Genomic DNA, 13,476 nt, shown 5'->3' with positions numbered 1-13,476 from the left:
CGCTTATTGCATAATTATCGCTCAGGGTGTAATAAGCGGCACCGCTTATCGTTTGGCGGCGCCCTGCCAAGCCTTGAGAATTGCATGATGGAGGCAAACCCCATGACGGCAATCACCACCTTTCGGAACGATTCGATTTCCGGCGCAGCTTCGCGTCGTAGCCTACTGCAGGTCCTGGCTTTCGGGGCGATCTCCCTCCCCACCGCTGCCTCCCGACCGGAGACGACACTGCAACCCGTTTTCAGCCTCCACGAGGACGATCGCACATCGCTCATCAGGACGAAGGCAGGACGGGCTCTCAGCCGACACCGCTACAAGAGCGCCGAAATCGCGTTTGCGCCCCTCGAGGCCGGTGCATTTGGTTCGAACACCCGCGTGACCCTGCACCAGTCAGGAGCGGTCCTTATCCTGGCGACCTCCGCCTATCTCCTGGACGTTGGTTTTCCTGATGAATGGAACGCCTCATTCCTGAAGCAGGACATTACCAAAGCGCTCGCCTACGCCAATGCCACGGGCCTGGGACACGATTGCCCGAATATGGCAGCACTCTCCATCATTCTTTCCCCGTACTGGAAGTGGGGCTATCCGCATCTTATCGGAGACCCGCCAATGGATGCCGGTGGCTTCACACCCGACCGGGTACGTCCGTTGGTACGGGCCATGCTTGACCGCGTCGCCGATGTAACCGGTCATCGCCGCCCGAAGGGCTGCCGATATCCTCACGACGGAGCGCAGGCATGATACTGCGCAACGACACGGATCATCTGCCGGCGCAAATCCAGCGGGAGCTTCATCAAGTCACAAGGATGGTGTTCGAGACATTCGAGGAAGCGACGAAAGGTCGGCTTTCCGACCACCATCGCACCGGCCACATCCTCGCGGTGATTTTGCACTGTAATCACGCCGAAAGGGAATGGGCTGAAGTCGCACCAGGAGAAGCGTTTCAGATCCTGCTGATCGTAAACTACCCCCGGCTCGCTCGGAGCAAGCACATCTGGCGGGATGTCCGCGATCGGCTGGAGCGCGAATGGCAGTGCGGCGACATTGCCCGGCCTGTACGCCTCACTGTCGAAAGTCTTCAGAGGATCAATAGCGCCCTCATCCAGGGTGTACCGCATTTCATCGCCATCGCGGAAAAAGGGATCGCCGTCTATCAGACGCAAAGCCTTCGACTGGAAGCGCCGCGTCAACTCCCCATTCTCGATCGCGCGGCACGCGGGGTCGCCGAGTACGTCCGCTGGCATAATCGCGCGAGAGATTTCCTGGCTGGTGCCGCGTTCTATCGGCGCAGTAACAACGCGCCGATGACGGCACTGCTGCTGCATCAGGCGTGCGAGCATTTGTACCAATGCGTGCTCTGGTCGTTGAGGTTGCACGGCCCCCGGACCCATGCGCTGGAGGAACTGAGAGAAAAGGCAGAGGCAATTGCCCCTCGTCTGCAGGTTGCCTGGCCACGGGATAGCGAATTTCAGCGCCGCGCCTTTCGACGCATCCGCCGCGCGTACGTCGAGGCGCGCTATGGTAAATCTTACATGATTTCACCCGAAGAACTCATCTGGGCTTTCGTGCGGATCGAGATCCTCGCCGAGCAAGTGACCCAAGTTTGCGCTGACCATCAAGCATCACTGCTCGCGGAACAGGAGGGATCGGCACCGCCGCCGTCGTCGGTGCCGGCAACAACCGCCCCTAGCTTTTCGCAAAGCCGCCATCTCAGATTACTTGACGGGTCGACGGACATCATACCGCGGCAAAGCGATACCCCGGCCAAATGGCGCAGGCGGCTCTTGACCTTCCGACGCGGGAGTTCGTACCGGTTTTGGGCACCCGGAGGCCAGGTGCTTGTCGCTGGTATTGCGCTGTGCCTGTTCCTGACGGGGATCGAGGGTGCTGCTCAGTTGCTGTTACCCTCTCGCCACGAACCTCGAGATCGGTCTCGACCCGCGGACATGTCCGCAGTTCTGGATTTTGATATTCACGCTGATACCGTGCTGGGTGCGGTCATGGAGGTTGCCGAGCGCGCCGGCTACGCAGTCAAGGCGAATGACGACATTTGGGCCGTTCGTTGGACGGGGGCTTACCGCGCCAAGGCGACGACGTTCGACGCTTTGGCAGATATCCTCTATGGTTCCGGCCTGTGCCCAGTGGTCAGCAGGGACGCCATAACCATTCGGTATTGCGACAAAAGCAGGCCCCCCATTGTCGCCACCGTCCATTATCAAATGCAACCAGGCGAGACCGTGCGTCTGGACATGCCTCCCTGACCGAGCGTGGGCCGTGAACTCAACTCAACTCAACTCAACTCAACTCAACTCAGCGCTGCTCGGACCTCGGGCAGCAGAGTATAAACGGCCTCCCTCTGGGCACCCCTGTTGAGATGATCGACCCGGTAGCCCTGATAATGTCGCTGTACCAATCCCGCCTTCACCAAATCCGAGACTGCTCGACTGACGCTGCAGCGTGCGGATTGACGCAAGCGGTCTTGCATCAATTCATCCAATGCCTCGTTGACCGCTGGAGCCGACAGTCCTCCCCTCGCCTGCAAATCTACCAGCAGACGCTCACGGATCGCCTGCCGGCGGTGGTGCCGCTGGGCCATCGGGATCATGGCTTGTCCCAACCAGTCTCGCACCGGGACCGCTACACCCTCGTCGAAGATGTACGGGCCCGCTACGCCCTTTTCATTGGCAGCCTTGGCGAGCAAGTTGAGTACGATAAGGGTATAGCGTGGACGCCGGGAGGCCTTCACGATCCTCTCGGTGATCGCCGGCATTTCCAATCGTCGCGGTTCGCGAGGGCGGGGCTCGAAGAGATCAGGCTGGTGGAACATACCACGAATCTAGCCTGATTTCATCGCACCGTGAATCCCCTGACTGACGGGGCTCAACGATTTGGCACGTATGGCACTTTACCCTGAGCCTCGGGTAAAGTGCCATAGCTGACACCAGCGTCAAACGATGGCGGCCCCGCAAACGGTTGGGCGCGTTCCGGCACTTTATCGGCAACTGTCCACGGCTGCACATCGAGATGACCGAGAGGATCACCAGTTCCCTCGGAATCTCGCTCGACTGTCTGGCCAAAATTGGTTTGAGAGGCCGTCGCCGGTCCGTTCAACGGCCAGGGATGGGACTTTCGCGACTGTCGGCTTCGGAGCGCAAAATCAGGAAACCGGCCATTCAGATCGCAACTAAGGTCAGGCCGCTGGCGCGCTACAAACTGTGAAGGACCAATCTATATCTGGGCTTGCCGCATCTGGGCGGAGATGTTCCGGTGCTCGTGCACTGCCCGAACGGTCGGATGAGCTGCCCCCAAGCATGACTGCCCCTCCATCACACTCGATAATGCCCGCGCGGCGCATTACCAAGAGGCGCCAGAATCCCGCCGTCACTAGCGGCTGGGCGAATTGCTCTTAGAGGCTGCGAAGGTAGGTCCGCCATAGACACCTACCGGCGATCGCGGTGATGAAGACAGCGACGGGCCACGGGTGATCTTGGTCGCGTTTATGCAAGATAATGTTGTGCTGGATGCCAAACCAATCAGGTATTCAGAAGCCAATCGTGCGGCACCAGTTTGACGCCATCGCGCCAGCGCTCCACTGTCGCGTTCTGGAACCAGTCGCTCAGAAGCTCTACATGGTCGGCAACGATAATTTGCATTCGACCATCCAAATTTTGGCAATAATCATAGAGCAGTTTATATAGACGCGCGACTGCCATCTGGTCCTCATCTTCTGTGCCGCTGATCTTTCCAATGTCGCGCTCCGGCGGATAATGGGCCTGGGACGGCTGGTCAATAAGAAGGAGGGCTGGCAGCGGGCGCCCACGGACTCGGAACAATCGATGAAGTGCGAGATGAGCGGCCACATGATACCCAACCCAATTTTCCGCACTTCCCATATGGAAAAGTGGCAAAGGGCCTTTGTCGGTGTCTGCTGTTACTGTCAGATTTCGTCGATCTAGGCGTAGCGGGTGATCGCTGTGCTCGAGACGCAGGGTGCGGGCATATTCGGTAATGTCGCGCCCGACGAGACTGAGTGCCGTTGAAATGTTTTCAGTGATTGTCTCCGGATCGAGGGCCTGCTCGAGTTCCGCCACCTCCGCGCGCGCCCGGGCAAGGTCAAGCTTTATGCCGGCATTGTCGGTAGTTGTCTTCGTATTCTCCAGATAATAGCTGATACGTCCTGCAACGTGAGCCTGCTCGGTAAAGATATCCTGCTCGATGCGCAGCCTCTCATTGGTGGCGATACGATCGGCGATCTCTTGCTGTACGGCCTTGAGCGCTAGATCCAACTCAGCGCGATTGCCCTCAAGATGAAGAATATGGGCCTGTAGTCGTGGAGCGTCTCGCCTTGCCGAGGAGAGCTGGTTCCCAAGCGCCTGTAGGGAAGCCCTGATGGCTTCCACCTTCGGTATCTCCACTTCGAGATCGTGTGCACAAAGTGGGCAATGTTGGGTGTCGGCCTCGGAGGAGCGCAACAGGCCGATGGACGCAAGGCGGGCAGATTGTTCGTTCGCTTCGATCAGGAAGTCATCAGCCTCACGCTCGAGCCGATTATAGTTGTTGATCTCTTCGCGAACGTCCTGAAGCCGAGCCCTCAGATCTCGACGCTTCTGCTCAAGGTCAGCCAGATCTGCGGAGCTGTCACTCGTATCTACATAATCGCGCGGTCTTGGCTCAGCTGCGGCAGCCAATAACTGACGAAGATGTGCGGTATTTTGACTGGTGGCATCGGATGGAATGAGATTTGCGCGCTTCGCATCGCGGAACAGTCGCTCTGCGCTTGTCGTGGCCTCCGTACTCAATGCCTTGAGTTCTGCGAACTCGCGCTCGAGCCGGCGTAACTTGACCTTTGCGGCGTCATAGCGGCGTTGCTTGAGGTAATAATCCTCTTCCATTGCGCCGAGGAAATAGGGCAGGGTGTCCTTGATCGCGCGCGGTATGCCCTCCTCGCCTTGACGGTGAAAGAGAAGGCGCCGGTTGGCAATTTCATCCTGCGCCTGAAGGGAGAAGAAGATGGCTTGGCTTGCGCTGGCTGGCGTTCCAGAACGCACAAGTCCGGGCTCGGCAGAGTACACGTTCTCGGAAATTTTCAGAATGCGTGAGAGTTCGACGCGCAGGCCTTCTGCAGTGATGTTCTTTTGAAATCCGGAGGGGTTCGGCGGTAGCTGCTCGACATTTCGCTCAAGGTACAATTCGTCGCTCGCGGTACGAGACATACCCGGGTTGCGTCTGGCAACGAGAATGCCCTCGCCTTCGTTGTCCCAGAGAACTGCAAACCAAGACACGGCTTTTCGGATTTCGCCATGCGGGACGGTGCATTCGGAGCGCCCCCAGCAATAGTCGACGATTTCCAGAAGTGCCGACTTACCCGACTTCGAAGCGCCGGTCACAATGTTGAGCTTGCCGAGTTCGAAATGCACATCCCGTCTTTTGCCGGAATGGGAATAGATGGCAATCGCGCTTAGTTGCAACATTAAGGTTTCAGTCCAAGAGCTTGAAGGATAAGGAGAGGGCTACTCTGGGCGGCAAACCATCGCCCGAGCAAGCGGGCCGAGCGCTTTATGTCGCTGGTCTCTATGGTTTCGGTTTCCAGTTTTCGGGTCAGTACTATCGGCGTCTCACCTGGAGTGAGCCCTTCCTGCGTGATGTCGAGGGCCCGAAGCTGGATCATGAAAAGCAGCGCTTCGCGCGTCACTCCGCGCAAATGCGCAATGCGATCTGCCAGCGGGGTGAGCAGCGCATCATTGTTGACAGCCCACGTACGAAAAGTGGTGGATGCCTGAACGGGTAAACCTGCGCGCGATGCGGGGTGGAGTGCGAGCGGCAGAATGGTGAAGGCCAGTGGAAAGCTCAGTGGTCGTCTGGCCGCCTTGTGATGGCTGGAGACCGATAGCGCGATGATCTCACCGCAAAACGCGGGATTGAACAGCGCGGCCTCTTCGCGGGGACGTTCATCCCACCCAAGCTCCAATGTTTCACCAACCATCTACTTACCCTCTTTCGGGAAGATTGTTTTATAATCCCTGTGCCAGCCAAGTCTGATGTCGTTCGCGAGGATATGGTAGGAACCTACGCTCAGCGAGCGTGTGAGGAGCGAACGAAACGGAATGCGTGCCTCTGTTTCTACCCAGTGGAACAGATCCTGCCCCGCCGTCTGGAGTTGACTGTCGCCGTTTTCCTCACGCCGGCTACTGTCGCACATCCGCTCGAACCGCGGCTCCCATTCCTCTATCAACCGTTTTTCGAACGATGCGAGTTCACCATCGTGTACTGCATGCTCTCGGGTCCACTTCGACCGCTGGGAAAAGGCGCGGTAGTAATCCCTTTTCGCCCACTGGATACGAATTCCGCTAACTCCGATGGCGCGCAATTGTCCGATGAAGCGAAACGCGTCGAACTCGGCCGCTTGTTGATCCGTCGGCTCTGCCTCTTCGAAATCCAGGTTGAGTTTCTCGCGCTTCAGCATTTCGCGAACGTCATCCAATTTGGCTTCGAGTTCGCCAACGCCGATGGGAGTGGGAGGTTTATCTATCAGCGCTTTGCATGCGCGAGGCCACCACCACCCTTCGATCATTTCGCGCGCTTTTTGGGTTTGTCCTCTGGGGGCGAATAGGCGAAGGCACTCCTCAATCTCGACTTCCACGTCGACTAGGTCTGGCTGCTGGTCGAGGATCTCGACAGAGCTCAGCAGAGATGCTCTCATCGGTTGGCTCAGGGCCAGGAATGCAGCGAAGGCTGGTTTGAGCGCCTCGTTGGTGGAACTCTCCGCGATCGAAGTGAGCCTGTCTGCTGCAGTCTTGGGATCCCGTTTGCTTCCCACAGCGTATGTTGGCGCCGGCCGCAAGAGCGCGGCGACCGAATCATCGGCGGCCTGTCCGGTAGTGACGAGAGCAAAACGCATCCTGCCGGGAAGGGACGGATCCACGGCGCTAGCTTGAGCCCAGATACGGATCGTCTTCCAAAGGTCAGCGCCCGAGTCCGTAAGCGATGCAGTCCTGTTTAGCTTGTGCTTGGTTTGCAGCAAATCAAAGGCTTCGCCGTCTCGCTCGAAGCTGATGTCGTCGAGTGCTTCTATCGAGACCTCGACGTTACTGTCGCGATTTACGTATGAAAGAGCGAAAAGAAGGGCCAAGCGCACCTGATAAAGGTAGCCTGCCGCAGATGGCCCGGCCAAGAAATCCGGACTAAACCCTTGTTTCCCCATGCCTTCAACTTGCCAAAGTTATCCTAAAAGGCAACAGGCATATGTTAGAATAGAACAGCTCACTTGCGATAACCCGATCAAGCTGACCTGATCAAGTGGGCCTAAAGCGCACACTTGGCCAGGCAGGAACTGGCAAAGAACCTACGGACGAACTAATCTGCGTCACTGTAGTGCCATATGAGCATGAGCGAACAGCCTATCGACAGAGCCCCTCTCGAGGCTTGGTCAATAATCAAATCTCGGAAGGTCGCGACCTTGGATTCAAGCGTGAGCTTCCGGGCGGCGGCGACGGCACGGCTCTCGAGTTTCCGGCCGATGTTACCGCCTTCGGTAACGCCCTAGGCGACGACATCGTGTTCTCCGTCGATGATCCCGATCCTTCGGCCTTTCGGCCAACGACTGATCTAAGTGCTATTTTGGCAACTAACTCTTTGACTTGGCCTTAGCGCCCACCTGTTTTGTTTTTGAGTCATTGACGCGCTTTTTCGTCGCTTTTGCCATTGTAGGTTTACCTCTCGCCTCGAGGGGGGCGTCCGCTTTGAGCGCGAGAGCAATTGCATTACGGATCACATCACCCTTAGAAACCTTAGCTCTAAACGCGCTCACCCGGAGCTTTTCATCCAGTTCCGGAGGAAGATAGACAGTCCGAAGGACCATCTTCTCCGAGGACTCTGAGTTTTTTCCGATGTCGGTCATTTGAAGGTCCATAGCCTGTACATATGTATATATGTAGCGACCTAATCACGCAGGGTCAACGTACGAACTCAATATCCGCTCACTCATTGCCCCCAAGACCATCAGCGAAGCGAAGCCCGGACCTTGTGCAAGAGAGAGCATGGGAGCGTGAAAGCCCTCGACTCCAATGTCCAGCGAAAGGTCATAGTCCATGGATGCCGCCAAGTCGTCCCGCCGCCCTTTCTGTGTTTTTGCACCCGCGCCTTGGGTTGTGCGTCGGTGCCGGGCGGGCAAAAGATCCGCGAACCACCAAGAGTCGAATCCTGCAGCATCGATCACGAGGCTCGCAGCGTCACTGCGGGTCCCAGTGGCGTCTTGAACTTCCACGCGTAGTTCTGCAGGCGCACCTTCTACCGCGCCTTCCAGATAAGTTCGCGACACCCTTCCGGGACGAAATCGGACATTTCGTGCCTGTGAGAGAGCGTCGGACACCGATGACCAAACAACTCCGCGATTCAACCGTTGGCTTACGCCGATGCGGTGTTCAGGCTCCAGCGCAGCCCATGCATCTTCGTCGGAAAACAGGGAATTCTCAAAGAAACTCTCAGTGCGCGTAAAGAGAGCGGCTTGGTGGCCTACAATGATGATCGGCCGGTTGTCATAGGCTTGGCGGGTGATCCAAGCCGCAATCGCGGCTGCTGTCCCTCCTGACCCCGCTATGATAATAGGTTCCTCACTCTCGGACCCTTGGGCGATGAACTCTTCAGGATTCTGCCAGAAAGCAACGCCGTCCGTGATGCGTGGGTCATCAGACCTGTCAAAGCCGCGGATTGCAGGACCTGGTCCGGTCACGACAACCCCATCGAACCCTTTGATTGTCTTTGCCCCCGACTCGCGTTTCGGCTGATAGGTAACCGCCCATTTGTCCCCTTCGCGGTCGAGCCGTGTGACCTCGCCAGCGTGCTTTAAGGCGCGAGACTGGCGGACCACCCAGCGCAGGTAGATGGAATAAAGGCTATGAGATGGCGGCTTGCGACCGCGATCGACCCAGTCGCGATAGCCTTGTGTGCTGCGCGTGCGATTGATTAGGAATGCCTGCCAGGAAAACCGTGCGAAAAGGTCTGCAACCCCAGCATCGTTGAGTAGGCCGCGTTCATAAGGGAAGCCTACATCGCGTTCCGCAGGCGTGCAAAGGCGTTGCACGCCATCAGAGTAGCCGTGACGACCAGACCAAGCAGCTCCGACTTGGTCGCGTTCGAATACGCGCACGACCACTTGTCGTCTGACGGCGTTAATTGCACTCGCCTTTGCACACAAAGCTGCAGCCTTAGGACCGCCGCCGATAACTGCTATTCTCTTCACCAAGTCACCACCCCCAGAGGACTGCCGTGTGCAATGTAAGCGGACCAACGTAATGTCCAGAGATGAGTGGGCAGTGCTGATCACAAAGCGCTGCTCGCTCAACCGCGCGAGCTGGCGCGTCGCCAGTTATCTTGTTTGATTACCGCGAATAACACCTTCAGTTGAGCACGGACGATGAGCGTTGCCAGAGTATATGACTTACCTGACCGGCGCATGCCGAGATGAGGCACCGTCTGCCTGTGCGAGCCCAATATTCACTGGGGAATGACCGGAAAGGGTCGGTTTCGCTGGGCGCGCAACGCCTTGGTCTGGGACCTTTACGACGGTCCGCTTCGGAGCGCTGGTATAGCTATGGCTGCCTTTGCCCCGCCGGATTCCTTTTTTCTCGTACGCGTACATCTCGGCCAGCCCATTGACGGCTTCATGGCCTACGCATTCGCACTATCGGCGTCTGCTCCCTTTTGCCTGTCGCCCCTCGGGAATGACAAGGACGGCAACGAGAATTGGAATCAGAAACACAATCGTGTCGGTTCACGCGGCCTTCTGGATTGGGGAAATGCCACGGCTGTAGCGGAACTTGGCGGAGGCAAAGAACCCGCCGCATTCGGCTTGGGCATCGCACCCCTCACACTCCGGCATGTATTCCTGCTTCCAGTCGCTGATCGAGCGACGAGAGAAGCGGTGCAGGGACGGTTTGAGGATGCAATGCTGGCTGTTGTAGATCGACACTTTCATGCCGGCGCGATCGAGAATGCCGACCGCGTCGGATAGCTCGGTCTGATAATCGACTGGGTCGATCCAGATCTTTTCAAGGTTGGCGCGCGCAAAACCGGTGAGTTCGAGGCCCATCAGCGCAACATGATCTACAAAAAGCAGGTTGCGGGCGAGAAATCGGGCAAGCGGTACCAATCTCGGAACAGTCTGCTCCTGCAGTACGACCCGGACCTCCACGCGGACACCCTGGGCCTTCAGGGCCAGGATGCCGCGGATCGTCTCGTCGAAGGCGCCATCGGCCTGCACGACGTGATCGTGAACGTGCGCCAAGTCTGCATAGACAGGTATCCCCAGCATGAGGTCAGGGTGCCGCACGGCGCCGAGGTCTCTAGCAAGGGTGCCTGTGGCAAAGCTGCGACCATTCGACAGGACATGCAGGGCCGTGTTCGGGAGATGGGAGCCGGCCGCCTGGACCAGTTCGATGAAGCGTGTTCCTAGCAGCGTAGGCTCACCGCCGGTGAACCCGATTTCTCTCGCTCCGCGATCCATAAGGGACAAGGCTTCGAGAACCTCGTCGACGATCCAGCCGTCATCGACGGCGCGTGGGGGCTGTGAACACATCAAGCAATAATTGTTGCAGCGCTCGGTGAGGAGAAAGTGATTGTAGGCAACTGCCTTGCGGAAGAGCGTGCGGATCGCCCCCTTTGCGGGTTCGAGCCGCACGACGTCCCCATCGCCCAAGTGATGGAAATCCTCGGGCAAAACGGCAGCGGCTGCCCCCTCGGGGAGAAGCGCGAGGGTCCCGGCATCCTTGACCAAGTACCAGCCAAATCCATCGGGAACAGGCCCACCACAGTGAATGAACGCCTCGACGCTACGCAGCGGCGCAGGACGGTCTGTGCGATCTGAGAGCCTTAGGATCGCAGGTCCACGATCAATGGCTGGTGGGTTGAATTGGGTCAAGCGGCCGCGCAAAGCGATCATATGATATTGGCCCAGCGTTCGAAAATGTGGCGTACTTCGGGGTTGGCCTCCATCCTAGAGATCAGCCCGCGGAAGAGCGCCATGTTGCGTGTGCAGAAGGAGGATAGAGGCTTCTTGCCTACGAAGTCCCCTTGGGTTGCATGATGAAACACTGGTTCGGCTCCGCACCACGGTTCGAAGGCGCACCACGAGCACCCCGGCACGCTTGCGGCGAACGACTTTTCGAGGGGGTCAAGCAAGGCATCGCCCAGAAAGATGTCAGCGAAATCGTCGTCATGGACGTTGCCGAGAGCAAAGGTAGTGTCGCCCATCTCGGCCAGCATCCGGCTTTCATCAGAGGCGTAGACGACGCCGTCGTAATTGTAGACGACCGCGCCGATGCCGATCCCTGCCGGGCTCATAAGATCAACGTAGCTGGTCTGGAGGGGCGTAAGCATCTTTTTGAGCACCATCGCGGAATAGTGCTCGATGAACTCGAACCCGCTGAGATTGAGCTCGATGATATAGTCCAGGCCCTCGAAGAAGAATTCGAGCCACCTTTTCTGGTCGTACGACGCGTAGGATTTGGTCTTGATGGCGAAGCCATAGGGGGAAAGCGGCCGCAGGAAGATCCCGCCAAAGTCCATGCGGATATATTCGTCGATGATCGCCCTGACCTGCGGCAGGCTTGCCGCGGTCGTCGTCATCAGCGCCCCCACATTGTAATGGCCCAGCGCCGTGCGAGCGCGGGCGATACCTTCCACCGCCTTTTCGTACGAATTCTTGCCGGGCCTTGGCCGGTTGCGATTGTGGAGGTCTGCCGGGCCATCGAGCGACGTCGAAATCAGGATATTGTGCTCGCGTGCAAACTGCAGGATTTCGTCATCCAGCACCGCCAAGTTGGTGGCGATCACGAAGGCAAGATTGCGGCGTGCCGTCTCGTTTCGCCGCAGGGCTTCGGCAACGATGAACCGAATGATCGGCATGTTCAGGGTGGATTCGCCGCCCTGGAACTCGATCTTGATCGCGGTTGAGGGTGAGCGAAAAGTGAGGTCAAGCGAGCGCAATGCCGTCTCCTCGCTCATGTCGAATTCGCGCTTGTCGTCGTTGGCCCGCGACACTTGGCAATATGGGCAGCTGTGCTCACATCGTAGGGTGGTCACGAAGATGTGCAGCCCGGTGAAATTGGCGAGCGGCGCCAACTTCGTGCGGATCTTGAGGCCCAGCAGGTCGATTGCGACCTGGGTGTCGTCATCGATCAGGAAGTGCCGCGACTTCAGCTCATCGTAAATTGGCTGGTCAGGCCGCAATGCGCCGCCCGCGAAATCCGAGACTTCGCTTGCCGACAGCGTGACGTACTCGCCCGCCATATTGGTCGCGACATAACCCTCCTCTTCGAGGAGGGTGAAACGCCATGGCAGCATCGTGTAGGCTGATTGGGCGGACGCATCGAAATGAGCCTGCTCGCGGAACTTAGCCATCCTGGAGGCCTGTGCGCGAAAAGGCGAGGCCGAGTATGGCATCGCGGTAGGGCGCGGTGCGCTCCTCAATGGAGATGCGCAAATCCTGATCAATCACTTCGCGGCGGAAGTCGCGCTCCGCAGTTTCCATCGACACTGTTGAATTTGCCGGAAGCAGCTTGCACACGATGTCGTCACCGATGACAGCCACATCGACATCATAGCGTGCCATCAGGACATAGGCGGCCCGCTTTGCAGCGTCCACGGAAAGGGCGGCCCGGGACAGGGTCACCGTCCGGGCATCGCCAGTGGCAATGGTCATGGTTTTATCGTTCTTTTGAGGCTGGCTCAGTACGCGCTGGAAGAGTGCGAACTGTGGCTCGAGTGCGAGCTGTGGCTAGAATGACTCGAATGGCTACCATGTGCAGCAAGCTGCACGGCCTCATCGGCCTTGGTCAGAACAAGATCTTTCGTATCGTCAGCTTGGTTGGCGAACTGTGCCACGGCAGCCGGAATGGTCATGGGAACGGTCGCGTGCACCTGAGTGCCAGCGACAAGCGTCGCGAGCGATGCTGCGAACGGCTTTAAAAATGAACGACGTGCCATCATAAACCCCTGTTGAGATATTGCTTTTGCCAACCCCTGAACCGTGGTTGGTCGGTTTTTTGGCGACACCGAATTGGTATTTCAGTTAAGTCTTAAAATTCTGTCGCGCAACGACTTTCGCATGCCGTTGGCTGATCTTGGTTTCCCGCGGTGAGTGCCGCCAATCCGACCCTTTTTGATGGATGGCGGCTTTGTCACGATTCGACGATTGTCACCAGGCTGGAAGATCTGCTCGGCAATGGCGTTCGAGCGGTCGACTGAAAGTGCTTCGTCGTAGTCACACGCCCCCCGCGCATCGGCATGTTCTGTGCCGAAGAGAGCTACAGCTGGCGCGACCTTGCGCAAGTTTTCCGGCTATCATGGCAACGAGCACCCGAGCTATAAATCGGCCTCGAAGCGGGCCGCGGCCAGTGGCCAGTCTTGGGCATCCGGTGGGGAAAGCAGACCGGCCGGATCTGGGGATTGAATATTCGCAGCTGAACGCCCAGAAAGGGT

12 protein-coding genes are annotated in these 13,476 nt (G+C 58.0%); 2 read left to right on the top strand and 10 right to left on the bottom strand.

Annotated elements, in window-relative coordinates; translation table 11 throughout:
• Window positions 1–102 precede the first annotated feature (102 nt).
• The gene (locus tag ACFFDA_RS10090; protein WP_404478994.1) at window positions 103–741 is read left to right on the top strand and encodes a hypothetical protein; all 639 of its coding nucleotides are present in this window, start codon (window positions 103–105) and stop codon (window positions 739–741) included.
• Window positions 738–2,261: a HEPN domain-containing protein gene (locus tag ACFFDA_RS10085; RefSeq protein WP_404478993.1), complete on the top strand. Its 1,524-nt coding sequence runs from the start codon at window positions 738–740 to the stop codon at window positions 2,259–2,261. The genes ACFFDA_RS10090 and ACFFDA_RS10085 overlap by 4 nt, the downstream gene beginning before the upstream one ends.
• Before the next feature lie 44 nt (window positions 2,262–2,305).
• On the opposite strand, the gene ACFFDA_RS10080 is transcribed toward ACFFDA_RS10085, so the two are convergent.
• The 10 genes from ACFFDA_RS10080 to ACFFDA_RS10035 form a co-directional block, all read right to left on the bottom strand.
• Window positions 2,306–2,770, bottom strand: coding sequence for a hypothetical protein (locus ACFFDA_RS10080; RefSeq protein ID WP_404478992.1), 465 nt, complete (start codon window positions 2,768–2,770; stop codon window positions 2,306–2,308).
• Between the two features lie 763 nt (window positions 2,771–3,533).
• Entirely contained in the window at window positions 3,534–5,417 is a 1,884-nt protein-coding gene (locus ACFFDA_RS10075) for a DUF3732 domain-containing protein (protein ID WP_404478991.1), read from the bottom strand.
• Window positions 5,418–5,470: 53 nt separating this feature from the next.
• A complete protein-coding gene (locus ACFFDA_RS10070; RefSeq protein ID WP_404478990.1) occupies window positions 5,471–5,983 on the bottom strand; it encodes a three component ABC system middle component in 513 nt (170 codons plus the stop codon).
• Entirely contained in the window at window positions 5,984–7,201 is a 1,218-nt protein-coding gene (locus ACFFDA_RS10065; protein WP_404478989.1) for an ABC-three component system protein, read from the bottom strand.
• Window positions 7,202–7,624: 423 nt separating this feature from the next.
• Window positions 7,625–7,897, bottom strand: a complete 273-nt coding sequence (locus ACFFDA_RS10060) for a ribbon-helix-helix protein, CopG family (protein WP_404478988.1) — start codon at window positions 7,895–7,897, stop codon at window positions 7,625–7,627.
• Window positions 7,898–7,942: 45 nt separating this feature from the next.
• Window positions 7,943–9,238 (bottom strand): SidA/IucD/PvdA family monooxygenase, encoded by a 1,296-nt coding sequence (locus ACFFDA_RS10055; protein ID WP_404479232.1) that lies wholly within the window; start codon window positions 9,236–9,238, stop codon window positions 7,943–7,945.
• Window positions 9,239–9,769: 531 nt separating this feature from the next.
• Window positions 9,770–10,771, bottom strand: a complete 1,002-nt coding sequence (gene hxsC / locus ACFFDA_RS10050; protein WP_404478987.1) for a His-Xaa-Ser system radical SAM maturase HxsC — start codon at window positions 10,769–10,771, stop codon at window positions 9,770–9,772.
• A 161-nt stretch (window positions 10,772–10,932) separates the two neighbouring features.
• Window positions 10,933–12,396 (bottom strand): His-Xaa-Ser system radical SAM maturase HxsB, encoded by a 1,464-nt coding sequence (gene hxsB, locus ACFFDA_RS10045; RefSeq protein WP_404478340.1) that lies wholly within the window; start codon window positions 12,394–12,396, stop codon window positions 10,933–10,935.
• Window positions 12,389–12,697: a hypothetical protein gene (locus ACFFDA_RS10040; RefSeq protein WP_404478339.1), complete on the bottom strand. Its 309-nt coding sequence runs from the start codon at window positions 12,695–12,697 to the stop codon at window positions 12,389–12,391. Before ACFFDA_RS10040 ends, hxsB begins: the two co-directional genes overlap by 8 nt.
• Before the next feature lie 365 nt (window positions 12,698–13,062).
• The gene (locus ACFFDA_RS10035) at window positions 13,063–13,326 is read right to left on the bottom strand and encodes a hypothetical protein (protein WP_404478986.1); all 264 of its coding nucleotides are present in this window, start codon (window positions 13,324–13,326) and stop codon (window positions 13,063–13,065) included.
• Between the last annotated feature and the right edge of the window lie 150 nt (window positions 13,327–13,476).

Source organism: Novosphingobium sp. BL-52-GroH, assembly GCF_044813085.1.
GTDB lineage: Bacteria > Pseudomonadota > Alphaproteobacteria > Sphingomonadales > Sphingomonadaceae > Novosphingobium.
Note: the sequence above shows the minus strand (reverse complement) of the source record. Positions and strands in the feature narration are given on the sequence as shown.

Excerpts from the sequence above, each read along its gene's own strand:
- ACFFDA_RS10085 (WP_404478993.1), top strand. The coding sequence starts at position 738 with ATGATACTGCGCAACGACACGGATCATCTGCCGGCGCAAATCCAGCGG.
- ACFFDA_RS10070 (WP_404478990.1), bottom strand. The coding sequence starts at position 5,983 with ATGGTTGGTGAAACATTGGAGCTTGGGTGGGATGAACGTCCCCGCGAA.
- ACFFDA_RS10060 (WP_404478988.1), bottom strand. The coding sequence starts at position 7,897 with ATGACCGACATCGGAAAAAACTCAGAGTCCTCGGAGAAGATGGTCCTT.
- ACFFDA_RS10065 (WP_404478989.1), bottom strand. The coding sequence starts at position 7,201 with ATGGGGAAACAAGGGTTTAGTCCGGATTTCTTGGCCGGGCCATCTGCG.
- ACFFDA_RS10080 (WP_404478992.1), bottom strand. The coding sequence starts at position 2,770 with ATGCCGGCGATCACCGAGAGGATCGTGAAGGCCTCCCGGCGTCCACGC.
- ACFFDA_RS10090 (WP_404478994.1), top strand. The coding sequence starts at position 103 with ATGACGGCAATCACCACCTTTCGGAACGATTCGATTTCCGGCGCAGCT.
- ACFFDA_RS10040 (WP_404478339.1), bottom strand. The coding sequence starts at position 12,697 with ATGACCATTGCCACTGGCGATGCCCGGACGGTGACCCTGTCCCGGGCC.
- hxsB (WP_404478340.1), bottom strand. The coding sequence starts at position 12,396 with ATGGCTAAGTTCCGCGAGCAGGCTCATTTCGATGCGTCCGCCCAATCA.